This window comes from Microbacterium hanjuni, assembly GCF_043556395.1.
Lineage (GTDB): Bacteria > Actinomycetota > Actinomycetes > Actinomycetales > Microbacteriaceae > Microbacterium.
In genome coordinates, this window is the sequence record NZ_JBIGIK010000001.1 from 970,394 (window position 1) to 994,985 (window position 24,592).

23 protein-coding genes and 1 tRNA gene are annotated in these 24,592 nt (G+C 70.1%); 8 read left to right on the forward strand and 16 right to left on the reverse strand.

Annotation, left to right across the window (positions count from 1 at the left end):
• The first annotated feature begins 104 nt into the window (after nucleotides 1-104).
• Nucleotides 105-641 carry a hypothetical protein gene (locus ACFXP5_RS04940; protein ID WP_394543747.1) on the forward strand — a complete coding sequence of 179 codons (537 nt, stop codon included), beginning with the start codon at nucleotides 105-107 and terminating at the stop codon, nucleotides 639-641.
• 70 nt (nucleotides 642-711) lie between these two features.
• Here the strand turns inward: ACFXP5_RS04940 and pth are convergent, their stop codons facing one another.
• Both pth and ACFXP5_RS04950 read right to left on the reverse strand, forming a co-directional pair.
• Nucleotides 712-1,296 carry an aminoacyl-tRNA hydrolase gene (pth, locus tag ACFXP5_RS04945; protein ID WP_394543748.1) on the reverse strand — a complete coding sequence of 195 codons (585 nt, stop codon included), beginning with the start codon at nucleotides 1,294-1,296 and terminating at the stop codon, nucleotides 712-714.
• A 63-nt stretch (nucleotides 1,297-1,359) separates the two neighbouring features.
• Nucleotides 1,360-1,998 carry a 50S ribosomal protein L25/general stress protein Ctc gene (locus ACFXP5_RS04950; protein WP_394527372.1) on the reverse strand — a complete coding sequence of 213 codons (639 nt, stop codon included), beginning with the start codon at nucleotides 1,996-1,998 and terminating at the stop codon, nucleotides 1,360-1,362.
• A 243-nt stretch (nucleotides 1,999-2,241) separates the two neighbouring features.
• On the opposite strand from ACFXP5_RS04950, the gene ACFXP5_RS04955 reads away from it, so the two are divergent.
• Entirely contained in the window at nucleotides 2,242-2,367 is a 126-nt protein-coding gene (locus ACFXP5_RS04955; RefSeq protein WP_394527373.1) for a hypothetical protein, read from the forward strand.
• Between the two features lie 3 nt (nucleotides 2,368-2,370).
• Here ACFXP5_RS04955 and ACFXP5_RS04960 read toward each other — a convergent pair whose 3' ends face one another.
• From ACFXP5_RS04960 to ACFXP5_RS04975, 4 genes are read right to left on the reverse strand one after another with little or no spacing between them, the layout of a single operon-like run.
• Nucleotides 2,371-3,909, reverse strand: a complete 1,539-nt coding sequence (locus ACFXP5_RS04960; RefSeq protein ID WP_394543749.1) for a gluconokinase — start codon at nucleotides 3,907-3,909, stop codon at nucleotides 2,371-2,373.
• 12 nt (nucleotides 3,910-3,921) lie between these two features.
• Nucleotides 3,922-4,947 (reverse strand): L-idonate 5-dehydrogenase, encoded by a 1,026-nt coding sequence (locus ACFXP5_RS04965; protein ID WP_394543750.1) that lies wholly within the window; start codon nucleotides 4,945-4,947, stop codon nucleotides 3,922-3,924.
• 32 nt (nucleotides 4,948-4,979) lie between these two features.
• Nucleotides 4,980-5,747: an SDR family oxidoreductase gene (locus tag ACFXP5_RS04970; protein WP_394527378.1), complete on the reverse strand. Its 768-nt coding sequence runs from the start codon at nucleotides 5,745-5,747 to the stop codon at nucleotides 4,980-4,982.
• Nucleotides 5,748-5,760: 13 nt separating this feature from the next.
• Nucleotides 5,761-7,152: a GntP family permease gene (locus ACFXP5_RS04975; RefSeq protein ID WP_394527380.1), complete on the reverse strand. Its 1,392-nt coding sequence runs from the start codon at nucleotides 7,150-7,152 to the stop codon at nucleotides 5,761-5,763.
• 151 nt (nucleotides 7,153-7,303) lie between these two features.
• Here ACFXP5_RS04975 and ACFXP5_RS04980 point away from each other — a divergent pair, with 151 nt between their 5' ends.
• A complete protein-coding gene (locus tag ACFXP5_RS04980; protein ID WP_394527381.1) occupies nucleotides 7,304-8,008 on the forward strand; it encodes a FadR/GntR family transcriptional regulator in 705 nt (234 codons plus the stop codon).
• Nucleotides 8,009-8,242: 234 nt separating this feature from the next.
• On the forward strand, nucleotides 8,243-9,676 hold the full coding sequence (gene gndA, locus ACFXP5_RS04985) for an NADP-dependent phosphogluconate dehydrogenase (RefSeq protein WP_394527583.1): 1,434 nt from the start codon (nucleotides 8,243-8,245) through the stop codon (nucleotides 9,674-9,676).
• A 57-nt stretch (nucleotides 9,677-9,733) separates the two neighbouring features.
• Here the strand turns inward: gndA and ACFXP5_RS04990 are convergent, their stop codons facing one another.
• From ACFXP5_RS04990 to ACFXP5_RS05000, 3 genes are all read right to left on the reverse strand, one after another.
• Nucleotides 9,734-11,053, reverse strand: a complete 1,320-nt coding sequence (locus ACFXP5_RS04990; RefSeq protein WP_394543751.1) for an FAD-binding oxidoreductase — start codon at nucleotides 11,051-11,053, stop codon at nucleotides 9,734-9,736.
• 70 nt (nucleotides 11,054-11,123) lie between these two features.
• Nucleotides 11,124-11,852, reverse strand: coding sequence for an ABC transporter ATP-binding protein (locus ACFXP5_RS04995; protein ID WP_394543752.1), 729 nt, complete (start codon nucleotides 11,850-11,852; stop codon nucleotides 11,124-11,126).
• 41 nt (nucleotides 11,853-11,893) lie between these two features.
• A complete protein-coding gene (locus ACFXP5_RS05000) occupies nucleotides 11,894-13,360 on the reverse strand; it encodes an ABC transporter permease (RefSeq protein WP_394543753.1) in 1,467 nt (488 codons plus the stop codon).
• 162 nt (nucleotides 13,361-13,522) lie between these two features.
• On the opposite strand from ACFXP5_RS05000, the gene ACFXP5_RS05005 reads away from it, so the two are divergent.
• Complete coding sequence (locus ACFXP5_RS05005) at nucleotides 13,523-14,257, forward strand: response regulator transcription factor (protein ID WP_394527388.1); 735 nt, start codon at nucleotides 13,523-13,525, stop codon at nucleotides 14,255-14,257.
• Entirely contained in the window at nucleotides 14,254-15,714 is a 1,461-nt protein-coding gene (locus ACFXP5_RS05010; RefSeq protein ID WP_394543754.1) for a sensor histidine kinase, read from the forward strand. The genes ACFXP5_RS05005 and ACFXP5_RS05010 overlap by 4 nt, the downstream gene beginning before the upstream one ends.
• A gap of 212 nt (nucleotides 15,715-15,926) precedes the next feature.
• Here the strand turns inward: ACFXP5_RS05010 and ACFXP5_RS05015 are convergent, their stop codons facing one another.
• From ACFXP5_RS05015 to ACFXP5_RS05040, 6 genes are all read right to left on the reverse strand, one after another.
• Nucleotides 15,927-17,483 carry an FAD-dependent oxidoreductase gene (locus ACFXP5_RS05015; protein ID WP_394543755.1) on the reverse strand — a complete coding sequence of 519 codons (1,557 nt, stop codon included), beginning with the start codon at nucleotides 17,481-17,483 and terminating at the stop codon, nucleotides 15,927-15,929.
• Complete coding sequence (locus ACFXP5_RS05020; RefSeq protein ID WP_394544181.1) at nucleotides 17,480-18,343, reverse strand: FAD:protein FMN transferase; 864 nt, start codon at nucleotides 18,341-18,343, stop codon at nucleotides 17,480-17,482. Before ACFXP5_RS05020 ends, ACFXP5_RS05015 begins: the two co-directional genes overlap by 4 nt.
• A 20-nt stretch (nucleotides 18,344-18,363) precedes the next feature.
• A complete protein-coding gene (locus tag ACFXP5_RS05025; protein WP_394527391.1) occupies nucleotides 18,364-18,861 on the reverse strand; it encodes an FMN-binding protein in 498 nt (165 codons plus the stop codon).
• Nucleotides 18,862-18,973: 112 nt separating this feature from the next.
• The gene (locus ACFXP5_RS05030) at nucleotides 18,974-20,008 is read right to left on the reverse strand and encodes a ribose-phosphate diphosphokinase (RefSeq protein WP_394527392.1); all 1,035 of its coding nucleotides are present in this window, start codon (nucleotides 20,006-20,008) and stop codon (nucleotides 18,974-18,976) included.
• Nucleotides 19,992-21,446, reverse strand: coding sequence for a bifunctional UDP-N-acetylglucosamine diphosphorylase/glucosamine-1-phosphate N-acetyltransferase GlmU (gene glmU / locus ACFXP5_RS05035; protein WP_394543756.1), 1,455 nt, complete (start codon nucleotides 21,444-21,446; stop codon nucleotides 19,992-19,994). Before glmU ends, ACFXP5_RS05030 begins: the two co-directional genes overlap by 17 nt.
• Nucleotide 21,447: 1 nt before the next feature.
• Nucleotides 21,448-21,519, reverse strand: a tRNA-Gln gene (locus ACFXP5_RS05040).
• A 205-nt stretch (nucleotides 21,520-21,724) separates the two neighbouring features.
• Between ACFXP5_RS05040 and ACFXP5_RS05045 the strand changes: the two genes are divergently transcribed.
• Nucleotides 21,725-22,222 carry a MarR family winged helix-turn-helix transcriptional regulator gene (locus ACFXP5_RS05045; RefSeq protein WP_394527395.1) on the forward strand — a complete coding sequence of 166 codons (498 nt, stop codon included), beginning with the start codon at nucleotides 21,725-21,727 and terminating at the stop codon, nucleotides 22,220-22,222.
• Nucleotides 22,219-22,725: a hypothetical protein gene (locus tag ACFXP5_RS05050; protein ID WP_394543758.1), complete on the forward strand. Its 507-nt coding sequence runs from the start codon at nucleotides 22,219-22,221 to the stop codon at nucleotides 22,723-22,725. The genes ACFXP5_RS05045 and ACFXP5_RS05050 overlap by 4 nt, the downstream gene beginning before the upstream one ends.
• 6 nt (nucleotides 22,726-22,731) lie before the next feature.
• On the opposite strand, the gene ACFXP5_RS05055 is transcribed toward ACFXP5_RS05050, so the two are convergent.
• A complete protein-coding gene (locus ACFXP5_RS05055) occupies nucleotides 22,732-24,534 on the reverse strand; it encodes an ABC-F family ATP-binding cassette domain-containing protein (protein ID WP_394543759.1) in 1,803 nt (600 codons plus the stop codon).
• Between the last annotated feature and the right edge of the window lie 58 nt (nucleotides 24,535-24,592).

Genomic DNA, 24,592 nt, shown 5'->3' on the forward strand with positions numbered 1-24,592 from the left:
GCGCGAGGGGGCCGTGGTCCCTCACCCTGGAGCACGCGCGCCCCTAGACTCGGGCCGACCGGGCGGCCTCGTTGCCGCCCTCTCGCCGACCACGAGGAGATGCCATGAGCACCAACCCGCCCACCCCGGAGCCCGCCTACCAGCCTCCCGCGCCGGGCGCCTCGACCCCGCCGCCGGCCGCGCCGCAGTACTCCGAGCCGGGGGCCTACGCCGCCGCGCCTCCCGCCGCTTACGGCACGCAGCCCGACGTGAAGCAGAAGGGATCGCGCACTCTCGGTCTCGTGGCCTTCGTCGTCGCGCTGGCGGCCGTCATCATCGGCTCGATCGTCGCGTACATGGGCGGCTCCGCGCTCGGCAGCCTCGTCGAGTACACCGGCACCTCGGGCACCGTCGACGCCGACACCCTGCCGGCCGAGGCTCAGGCGATCGCCGCCTCCGGCGCGGTCATCACCGCCGTCGGCTTCGCGATCTTCGGCATCCTCGCCCTCTGGGGATTCATCCAGGGCATCGTCGCCGCGGTCAAGAACCGCGGCCGCGGTTGGGGGATCGCCGCGATCATCATCGCCGTCATCGGTGGCGGAATCGTCGCCGCCATCTGGGGTGCCGGCTTCGCCGCGGGCGCCGGCCCGTACCTGACCTGACCTGACACACCGACGGCCCCGTCTCCTCCGGGAGGCGGGGCCGTCGTCGTTCGCGCGGTGGGGGCGGATGCTACGGCCGCGGCGCGTGGAAACGCTGCTGCGCCGCGACGAGGCCCTCGCCGATCACCTGTTCCACGGCGTCGGCGGCGTCGGCCACCAGGATGGGCAGCGTCGTGCGCTCGGTCGCGCCGAAAGCATCCAGCACCCAGTCCGCGGCGTCCTGACGCCCCGGCGGTCGGCCGATGCCCACCCGGACGCGGGAGAAATCGGGCGTGTCCAAGGCCTTCGCGACGTCACGCACGCCGTTGTGACCGCCGTGCCCTCCCCCGGTCTTGAGCTTGAGGGTGTCGAAGGGGATGTCGAGCTCGTCGTGCACGACGATCACCCGGTCGGGGGCGATGTCGTAGAACTTCGCGAGCGCCGACACCGGTCCGCCCGACACGTTCATGAAGCTGTTGGGTTTGGCGAGGATCAGCTTCGCTCCCCCGGGGCGCAGCCATGTCTCGGCCACCCGGGCGTTCGACTTGTGCGCCTTGAAGGTCTCGCCGCGACGGGCGGCGAGTTCGTCGATCACCATCTGCCCGACGTTGTGGCGCGTCGCCGCGTACCGCGGACCGGGGTTGCCGAGTCCGACCACGAGCCATGCGTCCGCCATGTACATCCCCTCCGAAACGAACGAGGGGGCGCACACGGCGCCCCCTCGTCATCGTACGAGTGCTTACTCGGAGTCTTCTTCCTTGGCCTCGGCCGACTCTTCGGACTGCTCCTCGGCGACGGCCGCATCGGCCTCGGCGATCTCTTCCTCGGCGGCGAGGGTCGATGCGGGCACCGACACGGCGACGATGAGGGCCTCGGGGTCGCCCGCGAGCGATGCGCCGCTGGGCAGCACGAGGTCGGCTGCGGTGACGTGCGTGCCGTCCTCGAGGTCGTCGACGTTGACCTCGATGTTCTCGGGGATGTCGGTGGCGAGCACTTCGAGCAGCACGGTGGCGCCCTCGAGGTTCGCGATGGTGCCCGGGGCCGGCTCGCCGATGACGTTGATGGGCACGTCGACGGAGATCTTCTCGCCCTTCTTCACCACGAGGAGGTCGATGTGCTCGATGATCTGGTGCACGGGGTCCTTCTGGACGTCCTTCACCAGGGTGAGCTCGGTGGCGCCTTCGACGTCGAGCTCGATGAGCGCGTTCGCACGACGGATGAGCAGCGAGACCTGGTGGCCGGGCAGCGCCACGTGCTTGGGGTCGGTGCCGTGGCCGTAGATCACGGCGGGGATCTTGCCTGCGGCGCGGAGGCGACGGGCGTAGCCCTTGCCGAAGTTCTCACGCAGCTCGGCGTGGACCTTGTTGTCTTCCGACATGTGATTCTCCTCGGGGCGCATGGCCCGCTGTCTTGGCGGGCGATATGCCCGGTGATGCCTGGTCTTGGATTCGACTCGAACGCGAGCGCGTGAGGAAAGCCGAGGCCTGCATCACCGCGTCGATCACGGATGTTGCGCACCCTTCACGGGTGGCGATCATCCCTCGCCGAAGTACGATCCACGAGTCTACCAGCGACGCCGCTACGATGAAGACGCCCCCTCGATCCCGCACGAAGGACCCCCATGGACACCGCGTACATCCTCTCCCACCTCATGCTGTGGATCGTCGGCGGCATCACCGTGCTCGGCGGCATCGGCATCGTCGGCGCCTTCTGGTCGATGGGCCGTCAGGGCTACCGCAAGAACTGACCCTCAGTCGGGCTCTACCAGGGCGATCGGCAGCAGCTGCGCCAGGCGTCGGAGGTTCGAGAACGTCGGTACGAGCTGGTCGTACAGCTCCGCGAACAGCGGCTGCATCCGCCGGTAGACGGCGGCGGCGACCGGGTTCGGTGACATCGAGTCCTGGATCGGGATCAGGTCGGCTGCGACATCGATGGATGCGATGAGCCCGAGCGCGTCCATTCCCAGCAGCGCCGCGCCGAAACTCGACCCCTCCTGCCCCTCGGCGAAGTCGACGCGCATGTCGAGTGCCGAAGCGAGCACCTCTCGCCACAGCGGGTTGCTGGTCGCGCCGCCCGTGGCTCGCACCTGGGTGATCTCGAGGCCCGCATCGCGCATCGACTGAAGCACGAGAGCGAGTTGCAGGCACACCCCCTCGAGGGCCGCCCGGATGAGGTGTTCGCGCGAGTGGGCGCGCGTCAAGCCGATGAAGGCGCCCTTCGGGAGGGCGCTCCAGTGCGGCGCGCGTTCGCTGAGCAGGTAGGGCAGCATGAGCAGTCCGCCCGACCCGGGTTGCGCGCGTGCCGCGAGTTCGAGCAGTTCGGTCTCGTCGCCGTCGCCGAGCTCAGGGGCGAGCAGGTGGCGTACCCACTCGAGCGTCGCGCCGCCGTTGTTGATCGCGCCGCCGATGACCCACCGGTCTTCGGTGAGCGCGTAGCAGAACACCCCGCCCTGCGGATCGACGGCGGGCTTGTCGACCGCGACCCGCAGCGCGGCGCTCGTGCCGATCGAACATGCCGCGACGCCGGGGCGCACCGCACCGATCCCGAGGTTCGCCAGCGGGCCGTCACCCGCGCCCACCACGACGCGCGTGTCGACGGGAAGGCCGGTCGCGAGGGCGGCCTCCTCGGTGAGGTTCGGCAGAATGTGCCGGGTGCGCACGAGTTCGGGCAGCTGCTCCGGCGACACCCCCGCGATCGAGAGGGCCTCGTCGTCCCAGTCCAGCGTGTGGATGTTCATCAGCCCGGTGGCCGAGGCCAGCGAGTGGTCGATGACGAGCGCGCCGCACATGCGCACGAGCACCCAGTCCTTGATCCCCGCCCAGAACGCGGCCGACTCGTGCAGTTTCGGCTCCACCTCCCGGTACCAGAGCAGTTTGGGCAGCGGCGACATGGGGTGCAGCGGCGTCCCTGTTCGGCGGTGCAGCTCGAGGCCGCCGACGCGGGCGCGCAGTCGTTCGGCCTGCACGTCGGCGCGGGTGTCCCCCCACGTGACGACGGGTGTCAGCGGGCGGTACAGCGCGTCGAGCGCCAGCAGGCTGTGCATCGCCGAGGAGAACGAGATGCCGGCGATCCGCTCGGCTCCCACCGCCGCGACGACGTCGGCGGTCGCGGCGAGGGCGGCGGCGAGGATGGCCTCCGGGTCCTGCACGGCATACCCCGGGTGGGGGGTGTCGAGGGAGTACCCGTGCGAGGCGGTCGCGACCTGCGTGCCGTCCACCGCGAAAGCCACGGCTTTGGTGCTGGTGGTTCCGAGATCGAGGCCGATGACCAGGGATGCTGCGTCGGACATGCGCCGATCCTCTCAGCTCAGGGGGTCATCGCCCGAGAGTGCGACGACGACCTTTCCACTCGTCGCGGAATCCTTGGCGAGGACGAACGCGGCTTCGACGTCGTCCACCGGGAGGACGTGGGTGATCACGGCCTCGATTCCTGGTTCGTCGACGAGCAGGCGAACGGCCTCGTCGATCTCGTCATGGAAGCGGAAGACGCCCACGAGCGAGACCTCCTTCGAGATGAGGGGGGCGAGGTTCACCGGCCGTGGCTCGCCGGGCACCATCCCGACCTGAACGACGGTGCCGCGGCGTCGCACGGCCACCAGGGCGGCCGAGATCGCCGCCGGCACACCCGAGCACTCGAAGACGACGTCGAACGCCGCCTCGGCTGCAGCATCCTGATCCACCCGGATCACCGCGTCCGCGCCCACCCCCCGAGCCCGCTCGAGCGGTGCGTCGAGCACGTCCGACACCGTGATGTGCGCGGCACCGTGAGCGCGGGCCGCAGCCACCGTGAGCAGCCCGATCGGCCCGGCTCCCGACACGAGCACGCGCGCCCCCGCGACGGAGCCGGCGCGGGCGACGGCGTGCAACGACACCGCGAGAGGTTCGGCCAGGACCGCGCGCCGGACGGGCAGAGCGGCGGGGAGAAGTCGGATCATGTCCGACTCCACCACGAGGTAGTCGCTCATCGCGCCCTGGGTGTGCGGGCGGGTCGAGGCGCTGCCGAGGTAGGAACCGCCCGGCCACAGGTGCGGCTCGCCCTCGATGCCGGCGACCGGCGACCCGAACCGTGCGGGGTGCACGGTCACCGGGGTGCCCGGGGCGAGCCGACCGCTCGGGTCGAGATCGACACGGCCCGACAGCTCGTGGCCGGGCGTCAGAGGTTCGGTGACGGTGAACGCCCCGTTGGCGCCCTCGAAGTAGTAGTGCAGGTCGGAGCCGCAGATGCCGACGAAGTCGACGCGCACCCGCACCTGCCCGGTCTGCGGATCGGGGACGTCGACCTCGACACGGTCGAGGTCGAGCTTGCCGTTGATGAAGACCGTGTGCACGATCGCTCCTTCCGAGAACGCGGCGGGTGCGCTCAGACGACCGAGGTCATCCCGCCGTCGACGAAGATGTTCTGCCCGTTGACGAAGTCGCTCGCCGCGGACGCGAGATACAGCAGGGTGCCGTGCAGCTCCTCCGGCTGGCCCCACCGTTGGGCCGGGGTGCGCTGCTGCACCCACGCGGTGAAGTCCGCGTCGGCCACGAGGGCGGCGTTCATCTCGGTCGCGAAGTACCCGGGCGACAGCGTGTTGACCTGGATGTTGTGCCGGGCGAGGTCCGCGGCCATCCCTCTGCTGAGCGAGGCGACACCGCTCTTGCTGGCGGAGTAGGGCGCGATCGTCTGGCGAGCGAGCTTGGACTGCACCGAGGCGATGTTGACGATCTTCCCCGAGCCGCGCTCGATCATCCCCGGAACGATGAAGCGCGAGACGTAGAAGACGCTCGAGAGGTTCGAGGCGATGACCGCGTCCCAATCCGAGATCGCGAACTCCGCGATCGGCGCGCGCCGCTGGATGCCCGCGTTGTTGACCAGGATGTCGGGAACGCCGTGCTCCGCGACCAGTTCGCCGAGCACGCGCTCGACCTCGCCGGCTTCCGTCACGTCGAACTGCACGGAGGCCGGACGTCGGCCGCTGATCTCGGCGACGAGGTCGGCGGATGCTGCCAACGCGGCCGCGTCGCGACCGTGCAGGGTCACCTCGACTCCAGCGCCCGCGAGCGCCAGAGCGAGGGACTGACCGAGTCCGCGCGAGGAACCGGTGATGAGGGCGGTCTTGCCCGACAGATCGAAGAGATTCTTCATGGGATCTCTCCGATCAGAAGAGCTGGGCGATGAGATAGACGACGAGCACGAGCACGAAGCCGATCACCGACTCGAGGGCTTGCTGCACGGTCCAGGTCTTCAGGGTGGTCTTCACGTCCATTCCGAAGAGGCGACCGACGAGCCAGAAGCCCGAGTCGTTGACGTGGCCGGCGAAGACCGAGCCGGCGGCCGCGGCGAGCGTGATCGCAGCGACCTCGACGGGGTTGAATCCTCCGCTCAGCACGGCCGGGGCCACCAGCCCCGCCGAGGTCACGAGCGCGACCGTCGCCGAACCCTGCGCGACGCGCAGGACGAGCGCGATGATGTAGGCGGCGAAGATGACGGGCAGACCGAGATCGTTCAGGGTGCCCGAGAGGGCGTCGCCGATGCCCGAGGCGCGAAGGACGCCACCGAACATCCCGCCCGCGCCGGTGATCAGGATGACCGAGCAGATCGGTCCGAGCGATCGTTCGACGATCTTCTCGAGCGCGCTGCCGTTCTCGCCGCGAGCGCGACCCAGCACGACGAGCGCCACGAGCACCGCGATCAACAGCGCGACCGGGCTGGTGCCGATGAGGGTCAGCGCCTGCACCCAGACGGCGTCGGGGTCGACGACCCCGAGGGAGCCCAGCGCGTCGAGGCCGGTGTTGAGGAAGATGAGCACGAGGGGCACCGCGATGACGCCGATGACCGTTCCGGCCTTCGGGGGGTTCGTGGGCTGGACGTCGTCTTCCGGGCGACCGAACAGCGCGAGCACCGGAAGCGGGATGCGCTTGTTGACGGACTTGGCCCAGAGGTATCCCGAGACGTACCAGGTCGGGAACGCGATGAGGATACCGATGAGCAGCACGAGACCGAGGTTGGCTTCGAAGTACTCCGTCGCGGTGACCGGACCCGGGTGCGGCGGCAGGAAGACGTGCATCACCGAGAAGGCGGCGGCCGAGGTGATGCCGTAGAGCAGCAGGTTCTTGCCGCCGATGCGGCGCGCGACGGCGAACACGATCGGCAGCATCACGATCAGGCCGGCGTCGAAGAAGATCGGGAAGCCGATGATGAGGGAGGCGATACCGAGGGCGAACGCCGCACGCTTCTCACCGAAGATGTCGACCATCTTGTCGGCGAGGACGCGGGCACCACCGCTCGATTCGACGAGGCTGCCGAGCATCGCGCCGAGCCCGACCAGGAGCGCGACCGTGCCGAGTGTGCCGCCGAAACTCGAGATGAGCACGCCCGAGATCTCGCCGGTGGGGATGCCGGTGGCCACCGCCGTGAGGAGGGATACCAGAACCAGCACGAGGAACGCGTGCAGCTTCACGACGATGACGAGGAACAGGATGACCGCGATCGCCGCTGCTGCGATACCGAGCAGCGGGAGGGCACCGAGTGTCTGAGTCCACTCTTCCATGGGGATTCTCCGTTGAATTCGAGGGGGTGCGCGCACGCCGTCTCCGGGCCTGGAGCGGCGGCGGGCTCGTAGTGTGGGACCGCCGAAGCGGGTCCGTCAGCGAACCGAGGCTAGGTTTTCAGATAAATAGTACTTTTGCAAGGGGAGTGCCATGGTCGGTCGAACGCATCAGGGTTCGCACAGCCACGTCGTGCAGCAGCTCGGCCGACGCATCACCGGCGAGGTGATCGCTCCCGGCACCGTGCTCACCCTGGCCGGCCTCGAGGAGGAGTTCACCGCCTCACGCACCGTGGTCCGCGAAGCGGTGCGCGTGTTGGAGAGTCACGGACTGCTGCAGTCCCGGCGGCGCGTCGGCGTGACGGTTCTCCCCCGCTCGCAGTGGAACAGCCTGAACGCCTCGGTGATCCAGTGGACTCTGGACGGCCCCCGCCGACGCCAGCAACTGATCGAGCTGATGGAGTTGCGGGCAGCGGTCGAGCCCGCGGCGGCGCGTCTCGCGGCGGAGCGGGCGACCACCGAACAGCGCGCCGAGCTGGTGCGCTGGGCGAACGAGCTGAGCGAGCGCGGCGGGCGGGGCGAGGGCGATTCGGAGGCTTATCTAGCGGCTGACGTGGCCTACCACTCGGCCCTCCTGGCGGCGAGCGGCAACGCGCTGTTGTCGCAGATGGCCCAACCCGTGCGCGAGATCCTCGAGGGGCGGTCATCACGGGGACTCACTCCCGCCGTGCCGCACGAGGGGACGTTGGAGGCGCACGTCGCCACGGCCACCGCCATCGCCGCCGGAGACGGGGAGGCGGCGGAAGCCGCCGCGCGCACCCACCTGATGCTCGTCGCGGGCGAGGTGCGCGGCGACTGATCCGACGCCCGAGGTGCGGCTGTCGCCCGATAGCCTGAAGACGCCCAAAGACGTCAAGGAGTACGCGTGTCCGCAGACAATCCCTCCGCCCAGATCCATCTTTCGCAGGACCCGGCCGACGGCCCCGACTCGTCGCCTGCCCACGAGTCGGCGCCCGGCGCCGAAGATGTCGCCCGCCCGGTCGGTGAAGCGGGAGCCGACGCCCCCGCCACCGCGGGAGACGCCAACATCGGTGTGGTGGGGCTCGCCGTGATGGGCTCCAACCTCGCCCGCAACCTCGCGAGCCGCGAGGGCAACGTCGTGGCCGTGCACAACCGCAGCCAGGACAAGACCGAGCACCTCGTGGCCGCTCACCCCGAGGCCGGCTTCGTGCCCTCGTACTCGTACGAGGAGTTCGCAGCCTCCCTGCAGCGTCCGCGCACCGCAATCATCATGGTCAAGGCCGGCACGGCGACCGACGCGGTCATCGACGATCTGATCCGCGTCTTCGAGCCGGGCGACATCATCGTCGACGGCGGCAACTCGCTGTTCACCGACACCATCCGTCGCGAGAAGGCGGTCCGCGAGACCGGCATCAACTTCGTCGGCATGGGGGTCTCCGGCGGCGAGGAGGGTGCGCTGCTCGGGCCCTCGCTGATGCCCGGTGGCTCCGACGAGTCGTGGACGACGCTGGGTCCGATCCTGCGCTCGATCGCCGCGGTCGCGGAGGGTGAGCCTTGCGTGACGCACGTCGGCCACGACGGCGCAGGCCACTTCGTGAAGATGGTGCACAACGGCATCGAGTACGCCGACATGCAGCTCATCGCCGAGGCCTACGACCTGATCCGGCGCGGCACCGGCAAGACGCCGGCCGAGATCGCCGACATCTTCGCCGAGTGGAATCGCGGCGAGCTCGAGTCGTACCTCATCGAGATCACCGCCGAGGTGCTCCGTCAGACGGATGCTGCGACCGGTCGCCCGCTCGTCGATGTGATCGTCGACCAGGCCGGTGCCAAGGGAACGGGCGCGTGGACGGTGCAGACAGCTCTCGCCCTCGGCGTGCCGGTGTCGGGCATCGCCGAAGCGACCTTCGCCCGCTCGCTCTCCTCGCACGCCGAACAGCGCGAGATCTCCCGAGACCTGCCCGGTCCGACCGCTGAGCAGGACGCCGACTTCGCCGTCGACGACGCCGACGCGTTCATCGAGAAGATCCGTCTCGCCCTCTACGCCTCGAAGATCGTCGCGTACTCGCAGGGGTTCGACGAGATCCGCGCGGGCGCGATCGAGTACGACTGGGACATCGACCTCGGCGCGATCGCGGGAATTTGGCGCGGCGGCTGCATCATCCGCGCGCAGTTCCTCAACCGCATGACCGAGGCCTACGCAGCGACCCCCGACCTCGCCGTGCTGTTGACCGCGCCGTACTTCGTCGAGGCGCTCACCCGCGCGCAGGACTCGTGGCGCGACGTCGTCGCCACGGCCGCTCGGGTCGGAATCCCCTCCCCCGCGTTCTCGTCCTCGCTCGCGTACTACGACGGCCTGCGTGCCGAGCGTCTCCCCGCGGCGCTCATCCAGGCGCAGCGCGACTTCTTCGGAGCGCACACGTACAAGCGCATCGACAAGCCGGGCACCTTCCACACGCTGTGGTCGGGCGACCGCACCGAGATCGAGGCCGAAGACACCCACTGACCCCGGCGGTCCACGCGCCGGCGCGTCATCCTTCGGGGTGACGCGCCGGCGGCGTCTTCACCCCGAGATGTTGTGGTTGAAGGAGAAGCGGTTCGCCGGGTCCCACGTGTGCTTCACGCCGAGGAGGCGTTGCCACGCAGCATCCGGGTACATCTTGTGCACCCAGGCACGATCGACGCTCGTGGTGAAGTTGCCGTAGGAGCCGGTGCCCAGGGCTTCGATCTGCGCCCAGTCGTGCTCGGCGGCGACCTCCGCGTCGGCGTCGAGCACGCCGGGGATGCGGAACGCCCCCGCCATGGCGAACCACTGGGCGCTGCGGAACGGGAACGCCGTGGCGTCGGCGGCGACATCGCCGTACGCCCCGCCCACCGAGCGCAGGAACAGGATCGACGCGGGGCGGGCCGCGCGGAATGCGGTCAGGGCGTGGATGGCCTCCTCGGTCAGGTCGAGCAGCAGCGTGTTGCCGCCGACGAAATCGGGAGCCGGCTGCTCGGGGTCGTACCCGGGCATGTCCAGGAGGATGGACGGGTAGGAGACCGCGGCGATCTCGGCGCCGACGAACGCCGGCGAATTCAGCACCGGGGCGAGCGTGGCCCGCGCCGACTCCAGGTCGGTGCCCGCCCAACAGGCGCTCACGGTCGCGCCGGGCGGGGCGTTCGGATCCATCGCCGGCACGTCCATGTAGGTCACGCTCAGCGCGCGCGGTGCCTCCCGCATCACGTCGCGCAGCTCGCGCAACGCGTGCTCGGGATCGACCACGCGCACAGTGGCGAAGACGATCCCGGGCAGGTCGTGCGCGACGAAATCGAAGCGGGTGACCACGCCGAAGTTGCCGCCGCCTCCCCGCAGCGCCCAGAACAGGTCGGGGTGCTCGGTAGCGGAGGCCTCGACGACGTCGCCCGTGGCGGTGACGACCTGGGCTCCGACGAGCTGGTCGAGCGCCAATCCCCACGCGCGCACCATCCAGCCGATGCCGCCACCGAGGGTGAGTCCACCGACGCCGACCGAGGCGGTGTCGCCCGAGCTGATGCCGAGACCGGCTGGGGTGAGCACCGCGGCCACCGCTCCCCAGGTGGCGCCCCCGCCGACCGAGACGCGGTGGTCGTCGATCGTCACCTCGCTCAGCGCGCTCAGGTCGATGAGCAGGCCGCCGGTGAGACTGCCCCACGCGCTGTGCCCGCCGCCGCGCACCCCGACGGGAAGGTCCTCGGCGGCGGCGTAGGTGACGGCGGCTCGGACGTCGGCGACGGAGGCCGCCCGCACGATGAGCGCGGGTTCTCCGATACCGGAGTGGAACAGTCGCGCCGCATCCCACTCGGGATCGCTCGGGGCGACGACGGTGCCGGCGACGCCGGCCTGCAGCTGCGCAGGTGTCATGGCGAACACGGTAGCGCGGCACGCCGACCCGCGGCAGTCCCCCACCCGCGGGCCGGCGGCCGCCCCCCGCTCAGCGCCGGGTGATGTCCCTCACGGTTCCCCGCTCGAGCCGCAGCCGCCGACGCGCTCGGGCAGCGACCGCCGAGTCGTGCGTCACGACGATCAGCGTGAGCCCCTCCGCGTTCAGCGCCTGCAGCACCCCGAGGATCTCGTCGCGCATCCGTTCGTCGAGGTTTCCGGTCGGCTCGTCCGCGAGGAGGACACGAGGATGCTTCGCGATCGCCCGAGCGATCGCCACGCGCTGCTGCTGCCCGCCCGACAACTCCCCCGGGCGATGGTCGGCTCGGTCGGCCAGCCCCACCTGGGCCAGGGCGTCCGCGACGCGCGCCGCCCGCTCCGCACGTTCCAGGCCCAGCGGCTCGAGCCCCATGTTCACGTTCTCCGCGGCCGTCAGCGTCGGGATGAGGTTGAACCCCTGGAAGACGAACCCGATCTCGGCCGCGCGGATCTCGCCGAGCTGCGCGTTCGACGCTGTGGCGATGTCGACCTCGCCGAGTCGCACCGAGCCGGCGGTGGGGCGATCGAGCGCGCCCAGCACCTGCAGCAGTGTCGATTTCCCACCCCCGGTCGGGCCCTGGATGGTGACGAAGTCGCCTTCCTCGATATCGAGGTCGATACCGGCGAGCGCGGTGACCACCCGATCGCGTTGGCGGTAGAGCCTGGTCACGTCTCGCAAGCGGTACAGCGGCGGTCGGTCCTCGATGATGACGGCGGATGCTGAGGGATCGGCGATGCTCATGTGCTCTCTCGTTTCTATGCTGGGGTGGAGGAAGGACGCGGTCATGCGACCGAGCGGAGGGCTTCGGCCGGGCTGAGTCGCGCGGCGCGCCAGCCACCGAACGCTCCGGCGACGAGGCCGCCCCCGACCGCGATGCCGACCGCGGCGACGAGCACCCAGATCGTGATCGGCGCGGTGAGCACGACGTCCGCTGCTTGAGCGGCGGCCTGGCCGAACCCGGCGCCACCGCCCATACCGGCACCGCCCGGGCCGCCGCCGAGCGGTCCGCCCGCCTCGGTCGCCGCGGGGGCGGAGGAGATGGTCGGCTGGATGATGTTGATCACTGCGATGCCGGCCAGGCCGAGGGCGAGGCCCACGACGCCGCCGAGCAGACCCTGCACGACCGACTCCCCGGCGACCTGGCCGACCACCCGGTTGTTGGACCAGCCGATCGCCTTGAGGGTGCCGAATTCGCGGGTGCGTCGGGAGACGCCCGAGATGGTGAAGAGCACGGCGAGCGCGAGCGCCACGACGAGCACGATGATCGACAGCCACGTCCCGAGGTTGGTGATCAGCGAGGACGCGCTGGACAGCGACCCCGAGACCGTCGAGGCGAGCTCGGACTGCGTGCTCACCGACGCGTCGGGAAGCGCTTCGCTGATCTCGGACTGCACCGCGGTGATGTCCGCGGCCGAGGCCGCCTGCACGTAGACGGTCGAGACGACATCACCCACGTCCGCCAGCTCCTGGGCGACGTCGAGCGGGAGGTAGACGTTCGCCGCGGTATCGGCGTCGGAGGATGCGGACGACACGATGCCCACGATCTCCATGTTCGTCCCGGCCACCTCGATCGTGCCCCCGACGGCGAGGTCGTTCGTGGCGGCGTAGGTGGCGTCCACCATCGCGACATCGGTGCCGGCATCCGCCGACTCCAGAACGCGTCCCTCGGTCACGGTGACGGACGACAGGGGTCCGATCGACGCGGACCCGGGGTCGATGCCCAGCACGGTGAAGGACGCGATGTCGAAGGAGCTGCCGCCGGCACCGTCGGCGCCGCCCGTGGGAGGTGCGCCCATCGACCCCGGCTCGCCACCGGCCGCCGAACGGTCGGGCATCTCTCCCGAGAAGGTGGTGTTGGTCAGGGACAGGGCACCGGATGCTGCCGCCACACCGTCGAGAGAGGCGACGTCGTCGACGCTCGAGGCCTCGAGGGTGCCCCGCATCATGTCGGCCATGAGGCGCGACTGATTCAGGGTGGTGGTGCCGTCGCTGGTCTCGCCGTCGGATCCCCCGAAGTCGAAGCCCGCTCCCCCGCGTCCCTCCCCCGGCTCTGTCGCCGCCCCGCTGACGGTCAGGTCGGTGCCGACGCCGTAGACCGACGACAGCGCTTCGGTCTGCGCGTCGCGCACACCCGCGGACAGCGCGTTGACGATGATGACGAGGGCGATGGCGATGGCGAGGCCTGCCGCCACGATGATCGTCTGTTTTCTTCGGCCGATGAGTTCGCGCCGCAGATACGTCCCGTACATGAGTCTCCTTCCGGCGCCCGGATGCCGCCGTCGACCCCGACGTTAGGAAGGCTCCTCATGCGGTCCCCCAGACCCGCTTATGCGGTTGCCCTGTATCGAACTCACAGCGGGGCCATAGCATCCGTCATAGGAACACCATAGGAACGAGCGCACAATTGACGCATGACCACGCCTGCCTCCTCCGCCGCCCTCACGCGCCCCGACGGATCCGCGCTGCGCGTTCTCGTCGTCGACGACGAGCAGATGCTCACCGACCTGCTGTCGATGGCGCTGCGCATGGAGGGCTGGGACGTGCAGGCGGCAGCCTCGGGCCTGCAGGCCCTCCAGGCAGCGCGTGATTTCGCCCCCGACGCGATGGTGCTGGACATCATGATGCCCGACCTCGACGGGATGGCCGTGCTGCAGCGGCTGCGCCACTCGGGCAACGACGTTCCCGTGCTGTTCCTCACGGCGAAAGACGCGGTCAGCGACCGCGTCGCGGGCCTGACGGCGGGCGGCGACGACTACGTGACGAAGCCGTTCAGCCTCGAGGAGGTCGTGGCGCGCCTCCGCGGGCTGATGCGCCGCGCGGGCACCGCGATGGCCGGCGCGGGCGAACCGATCCTGCACGTCGGCGACCTGTCCCTGAACGAGGACAGCCACGAGGTCATCCGCGGGCAGGACGAGATCGAATTGACCGCCACCGAATTCGAGTTGCTGCGTTACCTCATGCGCAACCAGCGCCGTGTGGTCTCCAAGGCGCAGATCCTCGACCGTGTGTGGAACTACGACTTCGGCGGACGCTCGAGCGTCGTGGAGTTGTACATCTCGTACCTCCGCAAGAAGATCGATTCGGGCCGCGAACCGCTCATCCACACCGTCCGCGGGGTGGGCTACATGATCAAAGCCCCGCAGTGACCACCACCGCTCCCGCCCCTCGCCGCACCGCGCGCGCCTGGAGCCTGCAGGCCCGGCTCATGTCGGCGATCATCGGCATGGTGGCGATCATCCTCGCGATCATCGCCCTCGCCACGAGCGCGATCCTCTCCTCCGTGCTGCAGTCGAACCTCCAGGCCGAGGTCACCTCGCAGGCCCAGGAGATCCGCTTCGCGCCCGACAGCACGGCACGTGAGGTGCTGACCTCCGGTGCGTTCGGCGACGGCTCGGTGCTCGTGATGCGGAACCTCGTCGGTGGAACGACGGGCGCCTATGTCGACGGTACCGACGTGCGTGAGCTCACCGACGAGCAGATCCGCGACATCGCGGACTCCCTGCGCGGAGCCACCGCGTCCGACGTGGTGGCCCTCCCCGACCTGGGCGAATACCGGGTGTCGGGCCGGCTCGACCCCTCCGGCTCGTACACCGAGCTCGTGCTGGGCCTTCCGTTGACGGAGGTCACCACCACGATCGCGCAGATCCTCACGACCATCGCGCTCGTGACCACGGGGGGACTGCTCGTGCTCGGCTCGATCATCGCGATCGTCATCCGCCTGGGCCTGCGACCACTGCGCGCCGTGGCCGACACCGCTAAGCGCGTCGCGTCGGTGCGGATGGATCAGGGCGAGGTGTCGATCACCGAGCGGGTGCCCACCGACGAGGCCGACGAGCGCACCGAGATCGGTCAGGTCGGAGCGGCGTTGAACACGCTGCTCGACCACGTGGACGCGGCACTGTCGGAGCGCCAGCGCAACGAAGAGCTCATGCGACGCTTCGTCGCCGACGCGAGCCACGAGCTGCGCACCCCGCTCGCCTCGATCCGCGGCTACTCCGAGCTGTCGCTGCGCGACCGTACACTCAGCGAGACGTCGCAGGAGGCCCTCACGCGCATCCAGGCGCAGTCGCTGCGCATGACGCGACTGGTGGAGGACCTGCTGCTGCTCGCCCGCCTCGACGAGGGACAGGAACTCGTCTACGGCTCGGTGGACCTCACCCAACTCGCCCTCGAGGCTGTCGGCGACGCCCGTCCCGCCGGTCCCGACCACGAGTGGGTCGTCGATGTCCCCGACGAGCCCGTGCAGCTGGCCGGCGACACCTCGCGCCTGCACCAGGTGGTCGCGAATCTTCTCGCCAATGCGCGCACCCACACGCCCGAGGGCACGACGGTGACCGTCTCGGTCGCGCGCGAGGGCGGCGAAGCGGTGCTGCGGGTGCACGACGACGGACCCGGTGTCGACCCGAGCGTGGCGGACGAGCTCTTCGAGCGGTTCTCTCGCGCCGACCGCTCCCGCGCCCGCAAGACCGGCGGCACCGGTCTCGGGCTCTCGATCGCCCGGGCCATCGTCGCCGCACACGGCGGAACGCTCACGGTGCACAGCATCCCCGGGGACACGAACTTCGAGGTGCGCCTGCCCGCTCGTCCCGCCGACCCGTCCTGACCCCGCTCCCCCTCCCTCGCCTCGCTCACCTTTCCCGCTTCTCGCTTCTCGCTTCTCGCTTCTCGCACGACGCCCAGAACGTACGTTCTCGACGAACACGCACGTCAGCGCGCACGAGAACGGGTGGTCTCGACGAGTACGCACGTTCTGGGCGAGGGGGCCAGGGGCGGTGGGGCCCGGGGCGAAGGAACCGCGAGGAGCGGATGCTGGGATCAGTACCCGGCGAAGGCGTCGGTCGTCAGCGTGCGGGCCCGGGAGAGGGCCGGAGCGAGAGACGCGATCAAGGTCGGCGGCCCGGAGATGAACGCGTGGCGCGCGGGCAGGTCGGGAACGGCGCGCAGCAGCCCCTCCGCGTCCAGACGCACGCCGATGCCCGCCCACGTCCAGTTCGCGGGCATCCCCGCGGGCTCGTCACGCGTAAAGACGATGACGGGAACCCCCGAGCGCGCGATGTCCTCCCGGAACGCCAGCTCGGAAGCATCCGATGCCACGTACACCAGCACGACGTCGCGATTCTCGCCGATCGCCTGCAGGTGCCGCAGCTGCGAGACGAACGGCGTCACCCCGATACCGGCGGCGACCATCAGCACCGGCGTCGCCGGGTTCGCGGGGAGGAGGAAATCGCCCCACACCCCCGTCACGGCGAGGGTCTCGCCGACGGGCACCTCGGCGAGGGCGCGCTTGTAGCTGCTCTGAGAGCCTTCCTTGAAGGCGATCCGCACCGTGGGGAGGTCTTCGGGGGCCGACGCGATCGAGAACTCCCGGCGCGTTCCCCGCGCGTCGGGGCGCTTGTGGGGCACGTCGAGTTCCAGGTACTGCCCCGGCTGGAAGGCGAACGCCCGCTGGGCGCGGAAGGTGAGTTCGCGCACCGTGGGCGTCAGTTCGTTGCGCCTCTCGACCACCAGCCGCACCGCCGCGCGGAGGGCGAACAGGAAGGCGAGGAGGTTGCCGACGAGCAGGGCGCGCTCCTGACCGAGCGTGATCGCACCGAGGGCGATCGGCCACCCGGCGAGCACCCCGACGAGGGCGGCCACGGAGAACTGCTGCCAGCGGCGCGGCGGCAGCGTGAGGGGCTCGGTCAGCATGAAGGCGCCGAGGAAGAGGAACGGCGAGGAGAACGCGACCTGCACGAACAGCTGTCCGGGATCCACGGGGAATCCCACTGCCTGATACTGCAGCGTCGTTCGCAGGAACGCGACCGCGGTCGCGATGACCCAGAACGCCGCGACCATGCCGAGCTTCTCGGTGCGCCACAGCACGGCGATCCCCAGCACGATGACGGGCGCCGCGAGAGCGGGAGTGCCGACCCACCACGCCGAGGAGCCGAGGGCGGGCACCGCGACGCTCACGAGCGTCAGGACGGTCGCGCCCACGGCGGCGGGGTTGAAGATGTGGCGGCCGCGCCAGACCAGCACGTACTTGGACAGGGATGCTGCGACGCCGGCGATCACGATGCCGAGGAGCGCGATCGGATCGAGCGAGGGACGCACGATGAACAGCAGGATCGCTGCGGTGATGAGCGACGACTCGTACCGGTGCGGCATGCGCAGCACGCTCTGGGCGGCGAAGTCGGTCGCCGCGCACACGAGGGCGAGCAGGAGTGCGGTCACGACGAGCTCGAGCGGACCCGGTCCCACCAGGCCGAAGAAGGACAGCACGAGCGAGAGCCCCGCGAGCGTGGCCAGCGACAGCATCACCAGCCGGTACATCGAGAGGCGACCGAGGAGTCCGAAGCCGCGGGTCCACGCCGCGGTGAGGGAGGCGATCACGAGAACAACTCTGCCGTACTCGCGGGCGACCACTCGACCCGACCGTCGGTGCGCATCCGCACCCACTGCACTCCCCACGCGGCCGCGAGCTCCGCGCCGCCGTCGAAGAACAGCGCGGTCGCGAGAGCATCGGCGTGCATCGCGTCGGCGGCGAGCGCCCACGTGGCGGCATACGCGGTCACCGGCACTCCGGTGCGGGCGTCGAGCACGTGGTGCAGGCCCTGCCCCCACGCGCGGCGCGTGATCGCCGAGGCGCAGAGGGCGCCGTCGGCGAGGTCGATAACGCCGATCGCGCGGGTCCGGTCGTACGGGTGCTCGAGCGCGATGCGCTCCGCGGCGCCGCGGGCGAGGAGGTCGCCGCTCGCGTCGACCACGAAGACGTCGACACCGGATGCGATCAGGTTCGCCGCGACGAGGTCGACGAGGCGCCCCTTGCCGAGGGCGCCCACGTCGATCGTGGCCGGAACGTCGAGTTCGAGCCGGTCTCCGCTCCACCGCAACCGACCTCGCCAGTCGACGGGGGCCGGCTCGGGCGCACCGCCCGCGAACGAATAGCGCGCGTCGTACCCCAGCCGGGCGAGCGAATCGCCGATCAGCGGATTCACCGCGCCCCGGGTCGCAGCATCCACCTCGTCGTATAGATCGAGCATGGCTGCCGCATCGGCGGGCAGCGGCACCGTCCCACCGTTCACGGCCAGGGCGGAGACGACCGAATCGTCGCGGAACCGCGACCACTCCCGCTCGAAGCCGGCGATGATCGCGTCGACCTCGGCTCGGGTGTGGTGCGGCAGGGGTGCGGGGGTCTCGATCGTCCAGGCGGTCCCGATCGCCTCGAACGACCAGACGGAGTGCGCCGACATCACGGTGGGCACCCCGCCGGTCAGGCCGCGGCCTCGGACTTGATGGCGTCTACCGCCTGGTTGAAGCCCCCGCTCGTGAGCGAGGAACCGGCGACCCGGCTGACCGACAGGTCGTCGATGCTCTTTCCGACGACCTCATCCGAGATGCCGCCGATGAACTGGGACTGGTAGCGCTGCGACTCCGCTGCCTGCGGGTCGCCGACCACCTCGACGGCGGTCACCACATCGTTCTCGAGCGTGAGGGTGACCTCGATCGTCTCGACGGACTCGGGTGTGGCGTACGTTCCCTCGCCGGTGTAGGTGCCGTCGGCATAGGCGCCGGTGGCGTCACCGGCCGCGGGAGCAGCCGACGCGTCGGGTGCCGACGACGCGGCGGGAGCGGCGTCGGACGAAGAGGTGTCCGACGGAGTAGTGGTGGTGGCGTCGGTCGCGCACCCCGCGAGGGTCACGATGCCGAGGACGCCGACGAAGGCGGCGGTGACACGAGCGGGGCGGGGAAGAACGGCGGGACGAATCATGGGTCCTCCTTGGGTCAGGCCTCGAGACAAGTGGAGTCCCACCCTGACGGCCGTACCTGTGCGGAACCTATGCAATGCGTCAGAAAGGGCCGGAGGGCCCCTCGATCGAGCGTCAGGCCTCGCCGTTGAACATGCTCGTGACCGAGCCGTCCTCGAATACTTCGTGGATCGCGCGGGCGAGCAGCGGAGCGATGGGCAGCACCGTGAGACCGGCGAAACGGCGCTCTTCGGGGATCGGCACCGTGTCGGTCACCACGACCGCGTCGATCGCCGGATCCTGCAGCCGCGTGGTCGCGGGGTCGCTGAAGATCGCGTGCGTCGCCGCCACGATGACCTTGCGCGCGCCGGCTTCCTTCAGCGCCTGCGCGGCCTTCTGGATGGTGCCACCGGTGTCGATCATGTCGTCCACGAGCAGACAGGTGCGTCCGGAGACGTCACCGACGATCTCGTGCACGGTGACCTGGTTGGCGACCTTGGGGTCGCGGCGTTTGTGGATGATCGCGAGAGGTGCGCCCAGGCTGTCCGACCAGGTGTCGGCGACGCGCACACGCCCCATGTCGGGCGAGACGACCGTGAGGGTGTCGCGGTCCTCGGGGCTGAGGTGCGCCTGGAAATACTCCAGCAGCACGGGCTTGGCGAAGAGGTGGTCGACGGGTCCGTCGAAGAACCCCTGGATCTGGGCGGCGTGCAGGTCGACGCTCATGACGCGGTCGGCACCGGCGGTCTTGAGCAGGTCGGCGACGAGTCGCGCGCTGATCGGCTCGCGGCCGCGGCCCTTCTTGTCCTGGCGGGAGTAGGGGAAGTAGGGGGCGACGACCGTGATGCGCTTGGCGGATGCACGCTTGAGCGCGTCGAGCATAATGAGCAGCTCCATGAGCCACTCGTTGACCGGCGGCCCGAAGGACTGGATGACGAACACGTCGCAGCCGCGGATCGACACCGCGAACCGCGTGTAGATCTCGCCGGAGGCGAAGGTGCGGTGCTCGGTCGGCGCGAGTTCCGTGCCGAGGTTCTCGGCGACCTCCCGCGCGAGTCCGACGTGCGAGCGCCCGGCGGCGATGACGAGCCGCTTCTTGGTCTTGGCGACGAGGCCCGGGGCGATACCGTTCTCGCGGTCGAGATCGACCGTCTTATTCTTGCGACCCATGGCCCGCTTCCTGTGCAGCCCGGGCACGAGCGGCGGCTTCGGCCGCTCTGGTACCGGATCGGTTTGTCTCGACCCACCCGTCGATGTTGCGCTGGGGGGCGACGCTGAGCGCGAGGGCCCCGGGAGGAACGTCCTTGCGGACGACGGCTCCCGCGCCGGTTTTCGCGCCGTCTCCGATTCTAACGGGCGCCACGAAGACGTTGTGCGAACCGGTGTGCACCTCGTCGCCGATCTCGGTGCGGTGCTTGACGAGATCGTCGTAGTTCGCCGTGATCGCACCGGCGCCCAGGTTCACCCGCTCGCCGATCGTGGTGTCGCCGATGTAGGACAGATGGGGCACCTTGCTGCCGTCGCCGATCGTGGAGTTCTTGGTCTCCACGAACGTGCCGATCTTGCCGCGGGTGCCGAGGTAGGTTCCGGGGCGGAGGTAGGAGAACGGCCCGACGGTGGCCTGGGCGCCGATAACCGACAGCGTCGCGTCGGTGCGGGTGACGGTGGCGTCCTCCCCCACCTCGCAGTCCACGAGGCTCGTGTCCGGGCCGATGACTGCTCCGGTGGCGACCGTCGTGGCGCGCAGGATGTGCGTGTTGGGGAGCACCGTGACGTCGGGGGCGAGGGTCGCGGTGACGTCGATCCAGGTGGTGGCCGGATCGAGCACGGTCACCCCGGCGAGCTGCCACCGCCGCACCGTGCGGGCGTTAAGGATGCGACCGGCCTCGGAGAGCTGCACCCGATCGTTCACGCCGAGGGCGGCGGAAGCATCCGGAGCCTCGGTCGCCGCGACACTCTCACGCGAGTCGCGGAGGAGGCCGATGACATCCGTGAGGTAGCGCTCGCCCTGGGCATTGGCGGTGCCGACGAGCTCGAGGTGCGTGCGCAGCGCTGGCGCCTGGAAGATGTATACGCCGACGTTGATCTCGGTGACGGATGCTTCCTCGGCCGACGCATCCTTCTGCTCGACGATGCGCTGCACGCTGCCGTCGCCGGCTCGGATGATGCGGCCGTAGCCGGTGGGGTCGGCGACGCGCGCGCTGAGCAGGGTGGCAGCGGCGCCGCCCGCCCGGTGCGCGGCGAGCAGGTCGGCGAGGGTCGCGGTCTCCAGCAGCGGCACGTCGGCGCTGAGCACCAGCACGTCGCCGGCGAAGTCGCCGAGCTCGGCGAGCGCCACCTGCACCGCGCGGCCCGTGCCGGGGATGTCGTCCTGGTCGACGATGCGTACGTCCGGGGCCATATCGAGCACGGCGCTGGAGACGAGGTCCCGCTCGTGGCGGACGACGACGACGATCCGCGCGGGATCGAGGCCCGCGGCGGTGTCGAGCACGTGCCCGACGAGCGGTTGACCGCCGACCGCGTGCAGCACTTTGGGCAGTCGGGAGCGCATGCGCGTGCCTTGACCTGCGGCGAGGATGACGATTGCGAGTTCGGTGGTTTCGCTCATGCTCCGCCGCCAGGATTCGAACCTAGACCTAACAGCTCCAAAGGCTGTCGTGCTGCCATTACACCACGGCGGACCACGTGCGATCCGGCCCTCGGGGCCCGACCGCAACGCCCGTCAAGTCTGCCATGCGCCGGGTACCGGAACCCCACTCCCCTTCCCCCGCCGTCCCTGCTCCCCTGTCACGAACTGCGGGTGGCACCCGCACGGTGTGACAGGGGAGCAGGGTTCGCGGGCGGTCATCGCGAAGGAATCGGCGAGCGGATCGGGATAATGGGCGGATGGAGCAGCACAACGACGAGGTCGACCGCATCGTCGATGCGTGGACGGGGCAGCGGCCCGACCTCGACTTCTCGCCGCTGGAGGTGCTCTCCCGCGTGGATCGGCTCTCCCGCCACCTCGACCGGGCGCGGCGGGAGGCGTTCCGCCGCAGCGACCTGGAGTCGTGGGAGTGGGACGTGCTGTCGGCGCTGCGCCGAGCGGGCGAACCGTTCCAGCTGAGCCCGAAGGCGCTGCTTCAGCAGACGCTCGTGTCGAGCGGCACGATGACGAACCGCATCGATCGCCTCGTCGGACGCCGGCTGGTGCGCCGGGAGGCGGACCCGGGCGACGGTCGCAGCATCCTCGTCACCCTCACCCCCGACGGAAGGACGAGAGTGGATGCTGCGATCACCCGCCTCGTCGATGCGGAGGCCCTGTTGCTGGAGTCCCTCTCCCGCGGGGACCGCGACCGCCTCGCGGGGCTGCTGCGCAAACTGAGTCTGGGTTTCGACGCATGAGCGAGCAGTCGATGCCGGAGCATCGGGGTTTCCGTCACTGGCTGGACGTGCGGTTCCGCAGCCCCGCGGCCATCTACGGCGTCATCGTCTTCGCCGCGTTCGTGACGATCTCCGCCGACCACGCCGAGAACGCGTGGGACATGCTGGGGTCATCGGTGGGCACGCTGATCGTGTTCTTCATCGCGCACGTCTTCGCCCACACCCTCACCGACCACGGTGAGCACGGTCTCGGTGAAGCGACCCGGCGCGCCGTGCAGCACTCCGCCGGCATGCTCTACGCCTCGATACCCGCGACCATCGTGCTCATCATCGGCGGCGTGCAGGGCACCCCGCCCGACGATCTCGACGACCTCTCCCTGTGGGCGACGATGGGCGTGCTGGCGGTGCTCGGCTACAACGCCTATGCGCGCCGCGGCGCGAACGTCACCATGCGCCTGCTCGGCGCGGCCGGCACCGCCGCCCTCGGTCTGTTCATCGTGCTGCTCGAGTACGCGATCCACTGACCGCGGTCAGCTCAGCAGATCCCCCAGCACGAACCAGCGCGCCTCGAGGGTCTCGCGCTCGGCCTCCAGGGCGCCGATGCGCGCCATCTCGGCCGCCAGCCCCTGGTAGTCGCCCTGATCGTGTTCGGCCAGCGCGGCCTTGGCCGCATTCACCTGCGTCTCGATCTTGGCGATCCGTCGCTCGGCCGCGGCGTACTCCTTCTGCGCCGTACGCAGCTCGGCTCCCGCGAGCTTCGGGATCGACGCCGCGGCGCCCGACGTCTTCGCCGTCGGCTCGCCCTGCGCCCGCAGGCGCAGGTACTCGTCGACACCACCGGGGAGGTGGCGGAGCTTGCCGCCCAGGATCCCGTACTGCTGGTCGGTGACGCGCTCGAGGAAGTACCGGTCGTGCGAGACGACCAACAGTGTGCCCGGCCACGAGTCGAGCAGGTCTTCCATCGCGGCGAGCATGTCGGTGTCGAGGTCGTTCGTCGGCTCGTCGAGGATGAGCACGTTGGGCTGGTCGAGCAGGATCAGCAACAGCTGCAGGCGTCGCTTCTGGCCGCCCGAGAGGTCCTTCACGGGGGTCGACAGCTGGGCGCTGGCGAATCCCAGGCGCTCGAGCAACTGGCCGGGCGACAGCTCCTGCGCCTTCGAACCCGCGCCGAAGGTGTACGAGGTGCGCAGGCGCGAGATCACGACGCGCACGGGGTCGTTGAGGTGCTGCTCGAGCTCGTCGAGGCGCTGGGTCAGCGTCGCGACGTGCACGGTCTTGCCCCGCTTGACCCGCCCCTCGGTGGGCTGGATCGAGCCGTCGACCAGGCCGAGCAGGGTGGACTTTCCGGCGCCGTTGACACCGAGGATGCCGGTGCGCTCACCCGGGGCGATCAGCCACGTGACGTCGTGGATGACATCCTTCGCCGGCCCTGAGCCGGTCGGAGGGTAACTCACGGCCACGTCGATCAGATCGACGACGTCCTTGCCGAGGCGCGAGGTGGCCAGCGACTGCAGTGCGATGCGATCGCGGATCTCCGGAACGTCGGCGATGAGTTCGTTGGCCGCGTCGATGCGGAACTTGGGCTTGGTCGAACGGGCCGGCGCTCCGCGTCGGAGCCAGGCCAGCTCCTTGCGCGCCAGGTTCTGACGGCGCGCCTCGACCACGGAGGACTGCCGGTCGCGCTCGACGCGCTGCAGGATGTAGGCCGCATAGCCGCCCTCGAAGGACTCCACGATGCGGTCGTGCACCTCCCACGTCACGGTGCTGACCTCGTCGAGGAACCACCGGTCGTGTGTGACGACGAGCAGGGCGCCGGAGTTCGCCGCCCAGCGGCGCTTCACGTGTGCGGCGAGCCAGGTGATCGCCTCGACGTCGAGGTGGTTCGTCGGCTCGTCGAGGAAGAGGATGTCCCAGTCTCCCGAGAGCAACCGGGCGAGGGCGACGCGCCGGCGCTGACCGCCCGAGAGCGTGCCGATGCTCGCATCCCACGGAACGTCCGAAAGCAGGCCCGCGATCACATCCCGGGTGCGCGCATCGCCCGCCCACTCGTGCTCGGCGCGACCGTCGACGACGGCGTTAGAGACGGTGTCGTCGTCGTCGAGCTCGTCGGCCTGGTGCAGCACGCCCACGGTCACACCGCTGCGCACGGTCACGCGGCCCGAGTCCGCCTCGCGCAGGCCCGCGAGCATGCCGAGGAGGCTGGACTTGCCGTCGCCGTTGCGGCCGACGATGCCGATGCGGTCTCCCTCGGAGACGCCGAGGGTCACGGAGTCGAAAACGACTTTGGTCGGGTATTCGAGATGCAGGGACTCGGCCCCGAGAAGATGCGCCATATCCCTCCCAGGCTACGCGGTGTCGTCTGGCAAAGCGTCGGCTCCGGCCTGGGGCGGC